Source organism: Streptomyces sp. NPDC014861, from assembly GCF_043081625.1.
In the GTDB taxonomy this organism is placed as follows: domain Bacteria; phylum Actinomycetota; class Actinomycetes; order Streptomycetales; family Streptomycetaceae; genus Streptomyces.
In genome coordinates, this window is sequence record NZ_JBIBWV010000015.1 from 21,824 (window position 1) to 40,211 (window position 18,388).

14 protein-coding genes are annotated in these 18,388 nt (G+C 73.5%); 8 read left to right on the forward strand and 6 right to left on the reverse strand.

Annotated features, from left to right (window positions below):
• Window positions 1-125: 125 nt before the first annotated feature.
• Entirely contained in the window at window positions 126-1,514 is a 1,389-nt protein-coding gene (locus ACF1BN_RS25660; protein ID WP_392333944.1) for an FAD-dependent oxidoreductase, read from the forward strand.
• Window positions 1,511-2,794 (forward strand): MFS transporter, encoded by a 1,284-nt coding sequence (locus tag ACF1BN_RS25665; protein ID WP_392333945.1) that lies wholly within the window; start codon window positions 1,511-1,513, stop codon window positions 2,792-2,794. Before ACF1BN_RS25660 ends, ACF1BN_RS25665 begins: the two co-directional genes overlap by 4 nt.
• Before the next feature lie 182 nt (window positions 2,795-2,976).
• Here the strand turns inward: ACF1BN_RS25665 and ACF1BN_RS25670 are convergent, their stop codons facing one another.
• Both ACF1BN_RS25670 and ACF1BN_RS25675 read right to left on the reverse strand, forming a co-directional pair.
• Window positions 2,977-3,993: a hemolysin family protein gene (locus ACF1BN_RS25670; protein ID WP_392333946.1), complete on the reverse strand. Its 1,017-nt coding sequence runs from the start codon at window positions 3,991-3,993 to the stop codon at window positions 2,977-2,979.
• Complete coding sequence (locus tag ACF1BN_RS25675) at window positions 3,990-5,306, reverse strand: hemolysin family protein (RefSeq protein WP_392333947.1); 1,317 nt, start codon at window positions 5,304-5,306, stop codon at window positions 3,990-3,992. The genes ACF1BN_RS25670 and ACF1BN_RS25675 overlap by 4 nt, the downstream gene beginning before the upstream one ends.
• A 393-nt stretch (window positions 5,307-5,699) precedes the next feature.
• Here ACF1BN_RS25675 and ACF1BN_RS25680 point away from each other — a divergent pair, with 393 nt between their 5' ends.
• The 3 genes from ACF1BN_RS25680 (at window position 5,700) to ACF1BN_RS25690 (ending at window position 9,437) form a co-directional block, all read left to right on the forward strand.
• Entirely contained in the window at window positions 5,700-6,719 is a 1,020-nt protein-coding gene (locus ACF1BN_RS25680; protein WP_392333948.1) for a TerC family protein, read from the forward strand.
• Window positions 6,720-7,129: 410 nt separating this feature from the next.
• A complete protein-coding gene (locus ACF1BN_RS25685) occupies window positions 7,130-7,792 on the forward strand; it encodes an ATP-binding cassette domain-containing protein (protein WP_392333949.1) in 663 nt (220 codons plus the stop codon).
• Entirely contained in the window at window positions 7,785-9,437 is a 1,653-nt protein-coding gene (locus ACF1BN_RS25690) for a hypothetical protein (protein WP_392333950.1), read from the forward strand. Before ACF1BN_RS25685 ends, ACF1BN_RS25690 begins: the two co-directional genes overlap by 8 nt.
• A 171-nt stretch (window positions 9,438-9,608) precedes the next feature.
• Here the strand turns inward: ACF1BN_RS25690 and ACF1BN_RS25695 are convergent, their stop codons facing one another.
• From ACF1BN_RS25695 to aceA, 3 genes are all read right to left on the reverse strand, one after another.
• Window positions 9,609-10,496, reverse strand: a complete 888-nt coding sequence (locus tag ACF1BN_RS25695) for a 3-hydroxybutyryl-CoA dehydrogenase (protein WP_392333951.1) — start codon at window positions 10,494-10,496, stop codon at window positions 9,609-9,611.
• Window positions 10,493-12,088 (reverse strand): malate synthase A, encoded by a 1,596-nt coding sequence (gene aceB, locus ACF1BN_RS25700; protein WP_392333952.1) that lies wholly within the window; start codon window positions 12,086-12,088, stop codon window positions 10,493-10,495. The genes ACF1BN_RS25695 and aceB overlap by 4 nt, the downstream gene beginning before the upstream one ends.
• Window positions 12,089-12,222: 134 nt before the next feature.
• The gene (gene aceA / locus ACF1BN_RS25705; RefSeq protein WP_392333953.1) at window positions 12,223-13,506 is read right to left on the reverse strand and encodes an isocitrate lyase; all 1,284 of its coding nucleotides are present in this window, start codon (window positions 13,504-13,506) and stop codon (window positions 12,223-12,225) included.
• Between the two features lie 400 nt (window positions 13,507-13,906).
• On the opposite strand from aceA, the gene ACF1BN_RS25710 reads away from it, so the two are divergent.
• From ACF1BN_RS25710 to ACF1BN_RS25720, 3 genes are all read left to right on the forward strand, one after another.
• A complete protein-coding gene (locus tag ACF1BN_RS25710) occupies window positions 13,907-14,524 on the forward strand; it encodes a DUF1707 domain-containing protein (RefSeq protein ID WP_392333954.1) in 618 nt (205 codons plus the stop codon).
• A gap of 268 nt (window positions 14,525-14,792) precedes the next feature.
• Window positions 14,793-15,728: a GNAT family N-acetyltransferase gene (locus ACF1BN_RS25715; protein WP_392333955.1), complete on the forward strand. Its 936-nt coding sequence runs from the start codon at window positions 14,793-14,795 to the stop codon at window positions 15,726-15,728.
• Between the two features lie 309 nt (window positions 15,729-16,037).
• Window positions 16,038-17,768 (forward strand): lysyl oxidase family protein, encoded by a 1,731-nt coding sequence (locus tag ACF1BN_RS25720; RefSeq protein ID WP_392333956.1) that lies wholly within the window; start codon window positions 16,038-16,040, stop codon window positions 17,766-17,768.
• A gap of 106 nt (window positions 17,769-17,874) precedes the next feature.
• Here ACF1BN_RS25720 and ACF1BN_RS25725 read toward each other — a convergent pair whose 3' ends face one another.
• Window positions 17,875-18,381 carry a GNAT family N-acetyltransferase gene (locus ACF1BN_RS25725; RefSeq protein ID WP_392333957.1) on the reverse strand — a complete coding sequence of 169 codons (507 nt, stop codon included), beginning with the start codon at window positions 18,379-18,381 and terminating at the stop codon, window positions 17,875-17,877.
• Between the last annotated feature and the right edge of the window lie 7 nt (window positions 18,382-18,388).

Consider the following 18,388-nt stretch of genomic DNA (forward strand, 5'->3'; position numbering starts at 1 on the left):
CACATGTCGAAGCAGTGTCGCCCAGGGTTCTTGAATCGACAGATGTCTATGTTGACGTCTGTCGATATGGAGTGCCATGCTGAGGAACGAGAGATCGACAGACGTCGAAGCAAAGGGGACCCGTCATGAACGCCGCCACCGCGACCACCACCGACCACCTGCCCGTCGTGGTCATCGGGGCCGGCCCGACAGGCCTCGCCGCCGCCGCGCACCTCGTCGACCGCGGCCTGGAGCCCCTGGTCCTGGAGGCCGGGGAGCGGGCCGGCGCGGCAGTGCGCGGGTGGGGCCACGTCCGGCTCTTCTCCACCTGGGGCGAGGTCACCGACCCGGCGGCGGAGAAGCTGCTGGCCCCGACCGGCTGGGTGAAGCCGGACCCGGCGACGTACCCCACCGGCGGCGACTGGGCCGACCGCTACCTCCAGCCGCTCGCCGACACCCTCGGCGACCGCGTCCGCACCGGCCTCCGCGTCACCGGCGTCTCGCGCTCCGGCCGTGACCGGATCGTCGACGCCGACCGCGGCGCCCGGCCCTTCACCGTGCACGTCGCCCACGCCGACGGGCGCGAGGAGCGGATCACCGCCCGCGCCGTCATCGACGCCTCCGGCACCTGGTCGACCCCCGGCCCCGCCGGCGGCGACGGACTGCCGGCCCTCGGCGAGCGCGCGTCCGCCGACCGGATCTCGTATCGCGTCCCCGACCTCCGCGACCCCGCCACCCGCGCCCGGTACGCGGGCAGGCGCACCGCCGTCATCGGCTCCGGCGCCTCCGCGTTCACCGCCCTCGCCCTCCTCGCCGAGCTGGCGAAGTCCGACGACGGGGCAGGCACGCACGCCACCTGGATCCTGCGCCGGGGCATCTCAGGCTCCACCTTCGGCGGCGGCGCCGCCGACCAGCTCCCCGCGCGCGGCGCTCTCGGCCTCGCCGCGAAGGCCGCCGTCGACGCGGGGCACGCGGATGCCGTCACCGGCTTCCGCACGGACGCCGTCGAGCGCGACGCCGAGGGCCGTCTCGTGCTGGTGGCCGAGGACGGCCGCCGGTCCGACCCCGTCGACGAACTGGTCGTCCTCACCGGCTTCCGCCCCGACCTGACCTTCCTGGACGAGCTCCGCCTCGGCCTCGACGAGCGCCTTCAGGCGCCGGTCGCGCTCGCCCCGCTGATCGACCCCAACCAGCACTCCTGCGGCACCGTGTACCCGCACGGCGTGAAGGAGCTGTCCCACCCCGAAGAGGGTGTCTACCTTGTCGGCATGAAGTCCTACGGCCGCGCGCCGACCTTCCTCGCCCTGACCGGCTACGAGCAGGTCCGCTCCGTCGTCGCCGCGATCGCCGGAGACCGCGCGTCCGCCGAGCGCGTCGAGCTGGTCCTGCCGGAGACCGGCGTGTGCGGCGGCGCCGGCCTCTTCGACGAGGCCCCGCGGGAGGGATCCGCGTCCGAGGACGGCGGCTGCTGCGCCCCCGTGCCGGCGCTCGTGCCGCCGGGGACCGCGGCCCCGGCGCCCTCCTGCGGCTCGTGACCGACCTCGACACCCGCGCGGGCGGGGCCGCGACCGGTACGGGGGACCGGTCGCGGCCCCGCGCCGTGCTGCCCGCGCTCTGCGTCACCCAGGTCACCGGCTGGGGGATCGTCTACTACGCCTTCCCCGTGCTCAATCCCGAGATCACGGCCGCCACCGGCTGGTCCACCACCGCCACCATGGCCGCGTTCTCGCTCGCGCTGATCGTCTCCGGACTCGCCGGGATCCGTGTCGGCCGGATCATCGACCGGCGCGGGCCCCGCACGGTCATGACCACGGGCTCCGCCGTCGGCGCGGTGAGCCTGGCGGTCGTCGCCTCGGCCCCGAACCTGCCGGTGTTCTTCGCGGGATGGGGCCTGGCCGGATTCGCCATGGCCACGACCTTCTACCAGCCCGCGTTCGCCGCCCTCACCCGCTGGTTCGCCCCGGGGCACGTGCGCGCCCTGACGATCGTCACGCTCGCCGGGGGCCTGGCCTCCACCGTCTTCGCGCCCCTCACCGCCGTCCTCGCCGACCACTTCACCTGGCGCACCACGTACCTCGTCCTCGCGGCCGTCCTCGCCGCGGTCACCGTCCCCGCCCACGCGCTCGCCCTGCGCGCGCCGTGGCCACCGGCGCCGCCGGGCACGGAGCGGCCGGACGAGACGCCCCGGGCCGTCGTCCGGAGCCGTCCGTTCCTGCTGCTCGGGGTGGCGTTGACGCTCTCGGCGCTCGCGATGTACGCCGTCGTCTTCACCCTCGTCCCGCTGCTGCTGGAGCGCGGGTACACCACCGGCCAGGCGGCGTGGGCCCTCGGTGTCGGAGGCGTCGGCCAGACCCTCGGCCGTACTCTCTACGCGGCCCTCGCCCGCCGCACCGGCACCACCACCCGCACGGTCGTCCTCATCGCCCTGGGGGCCCTGACCACCGCCGCCTTCGCGGCCGTCCCGGGGCCGTACGGCCTGCTCATGGCGGTGTCGGTCGTCGCCGGGGTGGTGCGCGGCAACCTCACCCTGCTCCAGGCCACCGCCATCACCGAGCGCTGGGGCGCCACCCACTACGGGCGTCTGTCCGGCATCCTCGGCGCGCCCGCCATGACGGCGTCGGCCCTCGCCCCCTTCGCCGCGGCGCTCCTGGCCCCGCCCCTCGGCGGGATCCCCCAGCTGTTCGGCGTCCTCGCAGCTCTGGGCGCCACCGCGGCGCTCGTCGCGCTCGGCACCTCGGTCCGTCCGCGCGGGCCGGCCCCGGCGGAGGACCGACCGGCCGGCCGGAGGTCTGGGCGGCCCCCGGCGGTGGGCTGATCGACCGGTCGGAGGTCTCGGCAGCCCCGGCGGGGGACTGACCGGTCGGTCGGGGGTCTCGGCAGCCCCGGCGGAGGGCGGAACGAGCCCGACGGCGAACTGAATAGCCTGGTCGGAGGTCTCGACGGCCCGGGCGACGGTCTCGGTGGCGCCGTCGCAGTGGCTCGACGGCGCCGGTCCCCTCAGACCTGCGGTCCCATGATCCGGACCAGCAGGTCGTCCAGGCTGATCAGGCCGGTCAGGGTGCCGTCCTCGTCCCTGACGAGGGCGAGGGAGGCGCGCCGCCGCCGCAGGTGCTCGACGGCCTCGGAGACGGTGGTGCCGGCGGTCAGTTCCGGTACGGGACGGGCGAGCTCTCCGGCCGTACGGGCGCGACCGCGGACGCGGGCCACGAGGACGTCCCGGGCGTGCACCGAGCCGAGGAGCCGGCTTCCGTCACGGACGAGGAGGCGGGAGCGGTCGGCCTCGGAGGCGCGGGCGAGGATCGTGTCGAGATCGGCGTCGGCGGGGACGGAGACGATGTCGTCCGCCGGGGTCTGGAGCACGGCGACCGGGGTCTGCGGCTCGGTGAGCGAGCGGGTGATGAGCTGGGAGTCGGTCTTGTTGATGAGGCCCAGGCGTTCGGACTCCGCGACCAGATGGGTGAGCTGCTCGCGGTTGTGGACGGCGGCGAGCTCGTCCCGGGGCTGGACCCGGCACAGGCGTACGAGCGTGTTGCTGACCTTGTTGAGCACCCAGATCAGGGGGCGCACCACCTTGACCACGGCCCGGAACGGCGGGGTGAGCAGCATGGCCGAGCGCTCGGGGTGGGCGATGGCCCAGGACTTGGGCGCCATCTCGCCGAGCACCATGTGGAGGAAGACCACGACGATCATGGCGATCGCGAAGGCGATGGCGTAGCTGAGGGTGCTCGGCAGGCCGAGGTCCACCAGCAGGGGGTCGATGGCGTGGGAGACGGCCGGCTTGGAGATGGCACCGAGCCCGAGGGTGCAGAGCGTGATGCCGAGCTGGGCGCCGGCCAGCATGAGGGACAGCTCGCGCATGCCCGCGAGGGCGGCCTTGGCGCCGCGCTGTCCGTCCGCGACGGCCTTCTCGATGCGGTGGCGCTTGGCGGCGACGAGCGCGAACTCGGCGGCGACGAAGAAACCGCTGCCGATGAGGAGCAGCACGGTGATGAACAGGGCCATGGGGAAGCTCATGCCTGGGCCTCCTCGGCGGCGGGCGGAAGGTGGGCGATGCGGACGCGTCCGGGGACGTGCCGGTCGAGGCTGAGGACGTCGATGCGGACGTCGTCGACGGTGAGGCCGTCGCCGATGGTCGGGAAGCGGCCGAGGCGGTCGATGATCAGACCGGCGACGGTGTCGTAGTCGTCGTCGCCCGGCAGCGCGATGCCGGTGGCGTCCTCGATCTCGTCGAGGCGGCGGCCCGCGTCGACCCGCCAGCCGTCGCCGTCCGGGACGGCGAGAGCGACGACGGTGTCGGTCTCGTCGGCGATGTCGCCGACGAGTTCCTCGGCGATGTCCTCGTACGTGACGATGCCGGCGACGCCGCCGTGCTCGTCCAGGACGACGGCGAACTCGTCGTCCGCCTCCCGCATCCGCGCCACCGCCTGCGGCAGCGGCAGCGTGTCAGGCAGCAGCAGGGGAGCGCGGTCGGCCTGCCCGGCGGTGACCGTGTCGAAACGGTCGGCGGGCAGCCGCGCGAGGTCGCGCACGCCGAGGACGCCGGCCACGTCGTCGGGGTGGTCGCCGAGGACGGGGTAGTTGGAGTGGCCGTGCCGCGCGATGAGCTCGACCGCCTCGGTGAGGGTGGCGTCCTTGCGGACGAAGACGGCGTCGGCGCGCGGCACCATCACCTCGTCCAGAGTCCGCTCGGAGAATTCGAGGGCGTGGTCGAGGAGCTCGGCGGTGTCGGCCGGCAGCTCACCCTGCTCGTGGGACTCGCCGATCAGGTGGCTGAGCTCCTCGAGCGTGGCGCCGTGGTGCAGCTCCTCGACGGGCTCGATGCCGACCTTCCGCAGGAGCTTGTTGGCGGCTCCGTCGAAGACCCGGACGACCGGTCCGACGACCTTCAGGTACAGGAGGGTGGAGGAGGCCAGCGACTTGGCGAGCCGCTCGGGCACGGCGAGCGCGAGGTTCTTCGGGGCGAGCTCGCCCAGGACCATCTGGAGCACGGTCGCGATCACGAAGGCGAGGACGACCGAGATCGCCGACACCGCGCCGTCCGACAGGTCCGTCCCGTCCAGCGCGGGCTTGAGCAGGGCGGAGACGGACGGCTCGGCCAGGAAACCGACGACCAGGCCGGTGACGGTGATGCCGAGCTGTGCTCCGGAGAGCATGAAGGAGAGGCGTTCGAGGACCTTCAGGGCGCGGGCGGCCCGCTTGTCGCCCGCCGCCGCCTCGCGGGCGAGCGCGAGGCGGTCGGCGGCGACGTAGGCGAACTCCTGGGCGACGAAGTACCCGGTGCCGGCGGTCAGGACGAGGACGGCCAGCAGGCCGAGAGCGGCGTTCATCGGCTTCCGCACCCCTGGGGAGCGGTGGCGGTGGACGTCGGACTGGCGGACAAGAAGCGGCTCCTTGCGGAGAGGGCGGGGGAGCCGGCGGCTCCGGCCTCGGTGGAGTCGGTGGGCAAAAGGATCACAAAAGATTTCTACATCACTGTAGAGGAAACGCGGATCGGCATCGAGAACCGGGGACGGGTTCCCGCGTCGAGGTGGCCGCCACCCGGCCCCGCGCTGCCTCGCCCGGCCCCGCCCTGTCCCCCGGCCGCACGCGGGGGCGGGCGTCGCGGACCCGTGAGGTGCCGGGGGCCCACGGCCAGGAGCGGCGCCCCGGCGCGCCATGCCGCAGACTCGTACCAAGGGGCTGGTGCGCCTCCGGCACCGGCCACGGGGAGAGTGGCCGACGTGCTCGATGTCCCGTTCTGGCTGTGGGCGGCGTTCGCCGTGACGGTGGTGGTGTCGCTGACGGTGGACCTCCTGGCCCACCGGAGCGCGCACGTCATCGGCTTCAAGGAGGCGGCCGCCTGGAGCGCCCTGTGGGTGAGCCTCGCCCTCGTCTTCGGCGGCGTGGTCTTCCTCGTCCTCGGCTCGACCGCCGGCACCGAGTACACGACGGCCTGGCTGCTGGAGAAGAGCCTGTCGGTCGACAACCTCTTCGTCTTCGCCGTGATCTTCGGCTATTTCAAGGTGCCCCGCGCCTACCAGCACCGCGTGCTGTTCTTCGGCGTCATCGGCGCCCTCGTTTTCCGCGGCATCTTCCTCTCCCTCGGCGTGGCCGTCGTCAGCCGCTTCACCGCGGTCCTCTTCGTCTTCGCCGCCGTCCTCTTCTACAGCACCTACAAGCTGCTCAAGGACCAGGAGGACACCTTCGACCCGGGCAAGAGCTTCGCCGTGCGGATGCTGAGGCGGGTCATCCCGGTCAGGGACGAGTACGCGGGGGCGAAGTTCTTCGTCATGGAGGCGGGCAAGCGGGTGGCGACGCCCCTGCTCGCGGTGGTCGCCGCCATCGAGGCGGCCGACCTGGTCTTCGCCGTCGACAGCGTCCCCGCGGTCCTCGCCGTCAGCGACGACGCCTTCATTGTCTACACCAGCAACGCCTTCGCCATCCTGGGCCTGCGCGCCCTGTACTTCATGCTCTCCGGCCTGCTGGACCGGTTCCACTACCTCAACACCGGGCTCGCGGTCATCCTCTCCTTCATCGGCGTCAAGCTGATCCTCCAGGCCTCCCACAAGATGATCAGCCCGTCGATCCCGGAGATCCCGTCCCCCGTCAGCCTCGGGGTGATCGCCACCGTGCTCGCGGCCTCCGTCCTCTTCAGCCTGCGCCGCCCGCCGCCCCCGGAGCCGGCGGAGGAGCCGCTCCCGGAAGAACCCCCGGAACCGCCTTCGGGGCCGGAGGAGACGGAGCCGAAGCAGTTTCCATAACCCCGCCACAGGTCTATCGTTAAAAAATGGGTAAAAAACCACGCGAAGTAGGGCAGTCCGGTGCGGTGGCATGCCCGGCCTGCAAGCAGAACGTCGACACGGTGGTCCAGCGCCGTCACAAGACCCTCGGGATGTTCGTCCCCGTCTGGGGACCGGGTCCCTGCCACAACCCGGACTGTCCCGAGTACCTGGAGCCGGCCCAGCCGCGCCACCACCCTCAACCGTAGGCGCACGACGGCGCGGCGAGCGGGGCGTCCGCCGGTGCGACCGCCGCTCCCGTACCGCCTGATCCGCCCCCCCCACACCGCCCCCGAAGGCCGTCCCCCGGCGTCACCTACGATGGCCGTCCATGGTCATGACGGCCTCCGGGCCGACGCGCACGATCGAAGGCACGGGGCGGGCACCGGGACATGAGCGCACTGCTGGAACTGACGGACGTACGGCACGGATACGACGGGCGGGACGTCCTGAACGGGGTGAGCCTCACCGTCCGCGAGGGCGAGTGCGTCGCCCTGCTCGGCGAGAACGGCTCGGGGAAGTCCACGCTGTTACGGCTCGCCGCCGGGCGGGAACTCCCGCGGTCCGGCACGGTCACCCTGCGCGGCATCGCGGTCTCCGAGGACGACCGCTCCGTACGCGCCGGTGTCGCCACCGTCCTGGACAGCGGCGTCGGCTACCCCGACCTCAGCGTCCACGAACACCTGATGCTCGTCGCCCTCGCGCACGGCCTCGGCGACGCGGCGGCCGACGCCGTGGACCGGGTGCTGGCCGAGCACCACCTCACCGAGCGCGCCGACGCGCTGCCCCACCAGCTGTCCTCCGGCCAGAGCCAGCTGCTGGCGCTGGCGCAGGCCTTCGTACGCCCCGCCGAGCTGCTGCTGCTCGACGAGCCCGAGCAGCGCCTCGACGCCGACGCGCGGGTCCGACTGGCCGGACGCCTGCGGGCGGCCAAGGCGCGCGGCACCGCCGTCCTCCTCGCCACCCACAACCGCGAACTCGCGGACGCCGTGGCCGACGCCGAGTACAGCGTGTCCGGCGCGGGACTGCTCGTCACGGGCGTGCTCGGTGGCTGAGCTGACGTCACGACGGGTCCGCCCGGCGGACGAGGCGGAAGCGGCCCTGCACACCCGCGCGGTCCTCGCCAGGCTCAGGACCGCCCGCACGGAGGCGCGCGACGAGCGGCGCAGGAGCATCGCCTACACCCTGTACTGCACGGTCCTGCTGGCCGGCATCTGGGTCGTCCCCCTGCTGGCCGGCGCGGCGCGCGCCGGAGCCGACGGCCGCCTGCGCGGCGAGGCGGCCGAGCGCCTGCTCGCCTCGCTCCCGACCCTCCTCCCCGCCCTCCTGGCCACCGCCGTACTGCTGCCCGCGGCGCGCGCCCTCTGGCAGGGGCCGGTACGGCTGGAACCGGCCGCGCTGTCCTGGCTGGTGCCCCAGCCCGTCCTCCGCCGCGCCCTGCTGCTGCCCCGCTTCGGCGCGGCCTCGGCCACCACCACCGGCATCGGGGCCGCCGTCGGAGCCACGGCCGGTTTCCTGCTCCACGCCCTCGGCGCGGGCTCCTGGTGGGCCGTGACGGCCGCGGGAGCGACGACCGGTGCGGCGGCCGGCTTCGCCGGGACCGCCCTGGGCGCCCTGGTCCAGCGGCACGGTGGCACCGGGCAGCGGCGCGAGCCCTGGATCCGGCGGACGGCGTGGGCGCTGGTGAGCGTCCTGTGGCTGCTCGCCGCCGCCTCCCTGGCGGGCGGCGGGCGCTTCGCGGAGCCGGTCGTGCCCTGGTCCGGCCCGTGGGGCTGGGCCGCGCTGCCCCTCCTGGCGGTGGCGGACGGAGCCCCCGCGGCGGCCGGGTGGACCGGGGCCGTCCTCTCGGTCCTCGCCCTCGCCCTCGCGGGGCGGGCGGGAGCGGACGCCGCCGTACGTGTTCCGGCCCGCGTCCTGCGCGCCCAGGCCGGCACCGCGCTGCGGGTGCGGGCCTCCCTGTACTCCCTCGATCTGCGGCAGGCCCGGGCGGCCGTGCGCGCCACCCGCTCCCGCCGGGTGCGCCCCGCCGCCCGCCCGCCGTATCCCCGGCGCGGATGGCTGCTCGTCCCGTGGCGGGACGCGACCGCCCTGCTGCGCGCCCCGGCCCGACCGGTGGGGGCCGTGGCCTGGACCGCCGCGACCGTGGGCCTGCTCTGCCTGGAGGACGCGCCGACGGCGGTGTACCTCCTCGCCCTGCCGGCCGGGTACCTGGCCGCGGCGCAACTGGCGGAAGCGGCCCGGCTGGAGACGGACGACACCCGGCGCTCCGCGCCCCTTCCGTGGTCCGCCCGCTCGCTCGCGCTCCGGCACGGATGGGTGCCCGCGGCGGGACTGCTGGTGCTGTTCGCCCTCGGCGCGACCGTCGCCGTCGCACTCGGGCCGGCGCCGGAGCGGCTGTGGGTGCTGCCCGCACTCGTACCCGCGCTGGTCGGTGCGGCGCTGGTCAGCGCCTACCGGGGTGTCGTCCCCGTGCACCTGATGATCGGTTCGATGACTCCGCTGGGCGACACGGGCCCGCTCGCGGCCCTGCTGTGGCAGGCGAGGGGACCTCTGGTGGCGCTGGGTTGCCTGGCGGTCGTGGACGGTCCGGCGCGCGGCGCCGCCCCGGACGCCCCGGGCCTGCTGTGGCCGCTGCTCGTCGGTGCGGGCATGCTCTGGTGGGCGGGGGCGACGGCACGCGGCACCATGCGGGGCCGGTGAGAGCGCGCACGACCGCTCATCCGGCCGACCACCGCAGGGACTTCGCGCCGGCGCCGTCGTGCCCGGTGCCGCCGGCCCCCTCCACCGCCGAGTCCCGGGGAGCTGTCCCTGCCCCCGGCCTCGCCGCGCCCGCCACGGCGCGGCAGCGCCCCATGGCCGCCCGGGACCCCGTCATCCCCCGTCGTACGTGTGGAACCCGCGGCCCGTCTTGCGGCCCAGCAGGCCCGCCTCCACCATCCGCTGGAGCAGCGGGGGAGGCGCGTACAGGGGCTCCTTGAACTCCTCGTAGAGCGAATCCGCGATCGCGGCGACGGTGTCGAGGCCGATGAGGTCGGCCAGTCGCAGCGGTCCCATGGGGTGGGCGCAGCCCGCCTCCATGCCGCGGTCGACGTCGGCGGCCGAGGCGAAGCCGGACTCGGTCATGCGGATGGCGGACAGGAGGTAGGGGACGAGGAGCGCGTTGACGACGAAGCCCGCGCGATCGGTGGAGTGGACGACTGACTTGCCCAGGCGTCCCTCGGCGAACTCCGTGACCTCCCGTGTGACGTCGGGGGAGGTGCGGAGGGTGGACACGACTTCCACCAGCGGGAGGACGGGTACGGGGTTGAAGAAGTGCAGCCCCACCACGCGTTCCGTGCGGCCGGTGGCCTGGGCGAGGCGCATGACGGGGAGCGAGGAGGTGTTGGTGGCCAGGATCGCCGCGGGATCGGTGACGATCTTGTCGAGCGCGGTGAACACCTCGGCCTTGGCGGCGGCGTCCTCCACGATCGCCTCGACGACCAGCCGGCGGTCCGACAGGTCGGCGAGGTCGGCGGTGACGGCGATCCGGTCGAGCGCCGCCTCGGCGGAGGGTCGGTCGAACCTGCCGCGCCGCACCGCGCGTTCGAGGGAGACCGCGATCCGCTCGCGGGCCGACGCGGCGGCCTCGGCGGTCGCCTCGCACACCAGGACGTCCAGACCCGCCCGGGCGCACACCTCGGCGATGCCCGCCCCCATCTGCCCGCCGCCGACGACGCCGACGCTCCGGATTCCGTCGGGCCGGGTGCCGGCGGCGGTCATGCGCGGTCCTCCGGGGCGCGGACGAGGTGGCGGGCGTACGCGGAGGGCGTGAAGAACGCCGGGAGCTCCGAGGCGAGCGTGGTCTCCTCGAAGAGGCGTCGCACCGCGCCCAGGTCGGCCCACGGGAACTCGGCACCCAGCGCCGCGAGTTCACCGTCGAGGTGCCGCAGGACGGTCGGGCGGTCGATCACGCGGTGCCGGAGCCACTGCCAGATCTGGACACGGGCGATCTCGGCGGTGGCCGCGTCCTCCATGAGTCCGTACAGCGCGACGGCGCCCTGGCCGCGCAGCCAGGCGTCGAAGTACCGCAGGGCGACGGCCACGTTGGTCCGCACCCCCTCCTCGGTGGGCGGGCCGCTGATCCGCCGGACGGACAGCAGGTCGGGTGCGGTGACGGCGACGTCCTCCCGGGTGCGGTGCATCTGGTCGGGCCGTTCTTCGAGGACCGCGTCGAAGACCTCGCGGCAGGCGGGCACCAGCCCCGGGTGGGCCACCCAGGAGCCGTCGAAGCCGTCCTCCGCCTCCCGTTCCTTGTCGAGCCGGACCTTCGCCAGGGCGGCGGCGTTCGCCTCGGGGTCCCGGCTCGGCACCTGTGCGGCCATGCCGCCGATGGCGTGGGCGCCCCGCCGGTGGCAGGTGCGGACGAGGAGTTCGGTGTACGCCCTCATGAAGGGGGCGGTCATGGTCACCCGGGCGCGGTCGGGGAGAAGGAAGTCGGTGCGGTGCCCAAAGGTCTTGATCAGACTGAAGAGGTAGTCCCAGCGGCCGGCGTTGAGTCCGGAGCTGTGCTCGCGGAGCTCGTAAAGGATCTCCTCCATCTCGAACGCGGCGGTGATCGTCTCGATGAGGACGGTGGCGCGGACGGTGCCGCGGGGGATGCCGAGGAGGTCCTGGGAGAGGACGAAGACGTCGTTCCAGAGCCGGGCCTCGTAGTGGTTCTCCAGCTTCGGGAGGTAGAAGTACGGGCCGTGCCCCGCGTCGATCTGCCGCTGGGCACAGTGGAAGAAGTACAGGCCGAAGTCGACGAGCGACGCGGGGACCGGTCGGCCGTCGTACTCCAGGTGGTGCTCCTCCAGGTGCCAGCCGCGCGGCCGGACGACGAGGGTGGCCGGGTCCTCGCGGAGGGCGTACCGCTTGCCCTCGGGGCTCGTGAAGTCGATGCGCCGCTCGATCGCGTCGAGCAGGGTGAGCTGCCCGCCGATCACGTTCTCCCAGGTGGGTGCGGTCGCGTCCTCGAAGTCCGCCATCCAGACGCGGGCGCCGGAGTTGAGCGCGTTGACGGCCATACGGCGGTCGGCGGGCGGCCCGGTGATCTCGACCCTGCGGTCGGTGAGCCCCGGCGCGGGAGGCGCCACCCGCCAGGACGGGTCCTCGCGGACGGCGGCGGTGGCGACGGGGAAGCCGAGCGGGGTGCCGGTGGCGAGCCGGATCGCCCGCCGCCGCCGCTCCTTCAGGAGCCACTGGCGGCGTGCGGCGAAGGCCTCGACCAGCCGGCCGAGGAAGTCGAGGGCCGCGGGGGTGAGGATCTCGTCGTGCCGGTCCCCCGCGGAGGCGAGGACATGGACGCTGCGGGTCGGTGCGCTGGTGGTCATGGAACTCTCCTGTGCTGCGGGCGAGGGGATGTGCGCGCGGGGGCGGGTGGGGGAGGCCGGTCCCACCCGCCCCCGCGGGGCGACGCCTTGGCCGTTCGTTCCGGATCAGGCCGGCAACGTCCGGAAGGGACGGCCTAGTGGAACTGCTCCTCCTCGGTGGAGCCGGTGAGCGCGGTGGTGGAGGAGGCGGGGTTGACGGCGGTGGAGACGAGGTCGAAGTATCCGGTGCCGACCTCACGCTGGTGCTTCACGGCGGTGAAGCCCTGGGCCTGTGCGGCGAACTCCCGCTCCTGGAGGTCGACATAAGCGGTCATGCCGTGCTCGGCGTAGCCCCGGGCGAGGTCGAACATGCCGTGGTTGAGGGAGTGGAAGCCGGCCAGCGTGATGAACTGGAACTTGTATCCCATGGCGCCGAGTTCGCGCTGGAACTTGGCGATCTGGTCGTCGTCCAGGGACGCCTTCCAGTTGAACGACGGCGAGCAGTTGTAGGCCAGCATCTTGCCCGGGAACCGCGCGTGCAGCGCCTCGGCGAACTCGCGGGCCTGGGCGAGGTCCGGGGTGCCGGTCTCGACCCAGATGAGGTCGGCGTACGGAGCGTAGGCGAGACCGCGGGCGATCACCGGCCCCATCCCGTTCTGGACGTGGTAGAAGCCCTCGGACGTCCGCTCGCCCGTCACGAACGGCGCGTCACGCTCGTCGATGTCGCTGGTCAGCAGCGTCGCGGCGAGCGCGTCCGTGCGGGCGACGATCAGGGTGGGCACATCCGCGATGTCGGCGGCGAGCCGGGCCGCGTTCAGCGTGCGGATGTGCTGCGCGGTCGGCACGAGGACCTTGCCGCCCAGGTGCCCGCACTTCTTCTCCGAGGCCAGTTGGTCCTCGTAGTGGATGCCCGCCGCGCCGGCCGCGATCATCGCCTTCGTGAGCTCGAAGGCGTTCAGCGGCCCGCCGAAGCCGGCCTCCGCGTCCGCGACGATCGGGGCCAGCCAGTCCGTTCCGTCCGCCCCGCCCTCCGCGGTGGCGATCTGGTCCGCCCGGAGCAGCGCGTTGTTGATCCGGCGCACCACCTGCGGCACCGAGTTCACCGGGTAGAGGCTCTGATCCGGGTACGTGTGCCCGGCCTGGTTCGCGTCGGCCGCCACCTGCCAGCCGGACAGGTAGATGGCGCGCAGCCCCGCCCGCACCTGCTGCACGGCCTGACCGCCCGTCAGCGCTCCCAGCGCGTGCACGTAGTCCAGCTCGTGCAGCTGACGCCAGAGCCGCTCCGCACCGCGCCGGGCGAGGGTGTGCTCCTCACGCACGCTCCCGGAGAGCCGCAGCACGTCCTCGGCCGTGTACGTGCGCTCGATGCCGGTCCAGCGCGGGTCCGTCGCCCAGCGCCGCTCCAGCTCCCGGGCCGCCTGCGTCCTGTCGTCCGTCATGTGGGTGTCCGCCTTTTCGGATCCGCCGTGTTTGCCAACCTGTCCACGCGGTCGGAGTTCACGGCACTGCGTGTCTTCATGGGGTGCGGCCCACCGGCGCCCGGGCGGGGCGGCAGAGCGAGCAATCAAGCCGACCCAGGCCGCACGTCACTCGAGGTTGTCGATGTCAGGGCGTGAATCGAGCCCCGAGTCCGGCCTGGATCTGCCGGGCTCGGTGGGCCGCACTCAGACTCTGGCACTGGCACCCAGTGCCATCAATCGTGGACGCATGCCAATTTCTGTGAAGGCCGTGGTGGCGGATTGCCAAGCTTGCGAAGGCCGTGCGGACAGGGCCGGCGTGCTGGGCGCGGTCCGTGCGACCGCCCGGGGCGCGCTCGGCCCGCTGCGTATGCTCGTGTCCATGACCACCCAGCCGCCCGCAGACTCCCCGCGCCCCGCCCGGCCCGGACCGATCCGTGCCTCCGACGACGAACGCGAGGCGGTGGTCGAGCGGTTGCGTGACGCGGCGGCCGAGGGCCGCATCGACTTCGAGGAGCTGGACGCGCGCCTGGAACAGGCCCTGACGTCCAGGACGCACGCCGAACTCGCCGCCGTGACGGCGGACTTGCCGAGCCCGCCCCGCGCGGACGACCTGCCGCCCCTCGTCCTCAAGGGCGGCATGACCGGCGCGACCCGGGGTCCCGGACGCTGGGAGGTGCCCGGCCGGGTGATCGCCCACGGAGGCGTGGGGGGCGTCACGCTGGACTTCAGCCGCGTCGAGTCCCGTCTCGCGGAGATCGTGGTGGAGGCGTACGGCGAGACGTCCGGAGTCACGATCGTCATCCCTGACGGCTGGACCGCTGACGTCACCGGCATGGACCCCGGCACCGGCGGCCTGAAGGACGAGACCACCTCCGCCCGCCTCCCGCGCACCCCGCTCATCCGCCTCACCGGCTCCGGGGGCATGGGAGGCGTCGTCGTCCGCCACCCCAACCGCCGGGAACGCCGCAAGCTGGGAGCCGACTCGCCGCGGGAGTGAGCCCGTTGCCGATTCCGCGGAGGACCGGGCCCCCGTGCGCCGGGCCCCCGTGCGCCGGCCCCCCCGTGCGCCGGGGAAGCGGCGCGGAAATCCGTGGACCGGGCCGCGGAAGATCACCTATCGTGTGGCCTCACGCCCTGAGACGGACGGAAGGAGGCGAGTGCCGTGCGGTCCACACCTTTCCAGCGCTCCCTCACCGGCTGTCCCGGCGTGGTTCACGCATTCTGACCGGGAGCGCTCCGAGCACGTCTTCATCCCGGAGGAACCCGTGACCGATCCGGTCATCCGCGCGCTCTCCACGAGCGACGCCCATCTCTTCGACGCCCACCCCGACCCCCTCGGCGCGCGTGAGAACCACCGGCGTACCCGCTTCCGCCCCGACTGGAAGCGCGTCGCCCTGCGCGACGGCCAGGTCGTCGCCCGCGGCGCCTGGTGGGGCGGCCCCGAGGACTCGGAGCCCGTGAACATCAACTGGTTCGACGTGGCCGAGGGCGAGGAGGCGGCCGGGGCCGCACTCCTGCGCTCCGCTCCCCGGCAGGTCGAGCTGGAGATCAACCTGCCCGGTGGATGGCGGGAGCGGCCCGAGCTGCGGGCCGCCGCCGAGACCCGCTTCGCCGCCGCGCGTGCCGCGGGGTACGCACCCCTGGTGGAGCGCTACCTGTACCGCTGGACCCCGGAGCGCGGTCTCCCCGAGCGGCCCGGACGCCTGCGCTGCGACGCGGAGCCCGACGACGCCGTGTTCTTCGACGCGCTGCGCCGCATCCACTCCGCCACCCTGGACGCTCACGCGCTCAAGGCCATCGCGGAGGGCGGCCTCGACCGGGCCGCCCAGGAGGAGCTCGACTTCTTCCACTGGTGCCCCTCCCCGCGCGAGTGGTGGCAGATCGCGCGCACGGAGGAGGGCGACCTGGCCGGCATCCACATCCCCGCCCACAACCCCTCCGGTCCGACGATCGGCTTCATCGGCGTCGTCCCGGAGCGGCGCGGTCACGGCTACGCCTACGACCTGCTCGCGGAGTGCACTCACTTCCTCGTCGAGCAGGGCGCGCAGTTCATCGGCGGTGCGACGGACCGGGGCAACTTCCCGATGGCGGCGAACTTCGCCAAGGCCGGCTACCCCGTCGTGAGCGAGCGCGTCAACTTCCACCCGGCGGGACCGGCAGGGCCGGCAGCACCGACCGGGCCGGTGGGCCCCGCCGTCTAGCGGCGACCGGGGGCGAGAGCGGCGGCAGGTGCTTTCGGGCCATCGAACGCTGTGCGACCCGTTCTCGCCCCTCTGCCTCTTCGCCCAGGTGAGGTGTGGTTCCGGTGGGCACGTCCCGGTTGCGTCGCGAGAGCACCTTCCGGCCAACATCGAGACGATTCGGCACTCCGGACAACCAGCCGTCCGCCACCGTCCTCTCACAGCGCGGACACAGCGAGCGCCCACACCGCGTGGGCCCCGGCAGCGCGAACCGCCTCGCCGGGCCTCGGCCGTGTCGCTTCCCCACAGCTTCCGGAGGACGAGAGAACGATGACCACGACGCGCACCAACCGGATGCGGCGACCGCTGATCGCGGGTGCCACGGCCGTCGCCGCCATGGCCGTGACGGCCGGCTTCATGACCGCCGCGCCGGACCGGGCGACGGCCGCGACGGGGCCGAAGCTGAGTCTCATCGCGGCGACCGGGTCGGTCACGCTCACCTCGTGGAAGGAGGAGCCGGGCGTCTACCTCGACCTCGGCACCTACCTGACCGCCGAGGGCTCGCCGCTGGAGCTGAAGGTGACCCGGAAGTCCTACAAGGACCCGGTGACCATCACCCAGACCGTGTTCGAGGGCGGCAGGACCAAGGCGAAGGCCCTGCCCGCCGGCACCGTGAAGGACTTCTCCGGACTGCCCGGCTTCGCCGAGGTCACCGTCACGGACAAGAACGGCAAGGTGGTCTTCACCCGCGCGGAGAGCTTCTGCCCGAACAACGCCAGCGGCCGGGTCCGCCCCGACGCGCCCGCCACCTCCAAGTATCCGGAGAGCTGCCCGACCAACCCCTTCACCCTCGGGTCCGTGTGGGGCGTCGAGAAGGGCTGGGCCGCCAACACCTACGCCGGTTCCTACACCCAGCCGGTCAAGCTCGCCGCGGGCACGTACACGGCCAAGGTGAGGGTCGCCAAGAAGTACCGCGACCTCTTCGGCATCGCCGACAAGCCCGCGACCGTCAAGGTCACCGTCGAGGAACGCAGCTGGGAGAACGGCCGGATGGCCGCCGCCGGCGAGCACGCCGGACACGGCGCCGCGCACCAGGCCCCCGCCGGGCACGCCGGGCACGGAGCCGCGACGCCCGCCCAGGCGGGCGCGCCGGCCACGAGCGGCGCAGGGCCCTCGTACAACGTCGGCCACGGCCCCCTGAAGGCCGCGCCGCCCGCCCTCCCGTGGGCGCTGAAGCAGCAGCAGGCCGGGCGGGCCGGTCTCCAGGCAGCCGGCGACACCGCGGGGCAGACCGACGGCTCACGCAAGGCGGCGGCTCTCGCCCCGGCGACCAAGCGGCCCACCGGCACTCCCAAGGTTCCCGACGTCCCCAAGCCCGACCTGCGTTCGCTGCCCGCCTACGGCATCACCATCAGCGACGGCGGCTTCGAGGACATCCCCGGCAAGGACTACCTCGCCTTCAGCGCGAACGTGTGGAACGCCGGCCCCGCCCAGCTCGTCGTCGACGGCTTCCGCTCGCCCGGCAAGGCCAAGATGGACGCGTACCAGTACTTCTACGACGCCAACGGCAAGCAGGTCGGCTACACCCCGACCGGCACCATGGAGTGGGACCCGCGCCCCGGCCACGTGCACTGGCACTTCACCGACTTCGCCAGCTACCGGCTGCTGAAGGCGGACAAGAAGGAGGCCGTCCGCAGCGGCAAGGAGGCCTTCTGCCTCGCCAACACCGACGCCGTCGACTACACGGTGAAGAACGCCAACTGGCACCCCTTCAACACCGACCTGTCCACCGCGTGCGGCCAGGAGAACTCCATCTCCGTCCGCGAGGTGCTCGACGTGGGCTCCGGCGACACCTACACCCAGGACCTGCCGGGCCAGTCCTTCGACATCACGGACCTGCCCAACGGCACGTACTACATCCAGGTGCTCGCCAACCCGGCCAAGCGCCTGAAGGAGACCGACCTCGACAACAACAGCGCCCTGCGCAAGGTCGTCCTCGGCGGCACCCCCGGCAAGCGCACCGTCACCGTCCCCGCCCACGACCTCGTGAACGCCAACTGACCCGACCCGGACCACGGCGACTGACCGCCCCGGTCCGCGGCACGGATCCAGCCGCTCCACAGCACCGGCCGAGCCGGCCCACCGGGCCGGCTCGGCCGGCCGCGCGTCAGGCCGCGGCGGCGGTGACGCCGAGGGCGGCGACGATCTCCTCGTCCTCGGTGTCGCCGGTGGGCTCGAAGCCCAGGGACGCGTAGAGGCGGGCGGCGGGCGCGTTGTCCGGGTGGTACGAGAGGCGGATCTCACGGCAGTCGGGAAGGGCCGCGAGACGCCGTACCAGCGCGCGCACCGCGGCGCGGCCGACGCCCTTGCCCTGTTCGTCGGCGTTCACGATCATGCCGCCGATCCAGTGGGTGCCGTCCTCGTCGTCGTACGCCCACATGACGTGGCCCACGACCTCGTCGCCCGCCCGGACGGCGAGGGAGTTCCACAGCCCGCCCCGCAGGGAGAGCAGCAGGTAGCGCGCGCCGAGAGCGGCCACGAAGCGCCGCTGGTCGTCCGCGGGGGCCACGTCGGCGACGCTCCGCCAGTTCTCGTCGGTGATCTCGTCGAGCACCACCCGGCGCCCCTGGCGGTCGGTGAGTTCCATGATCCGGTCCATGCTTTCGGTCGACATCCCCTCA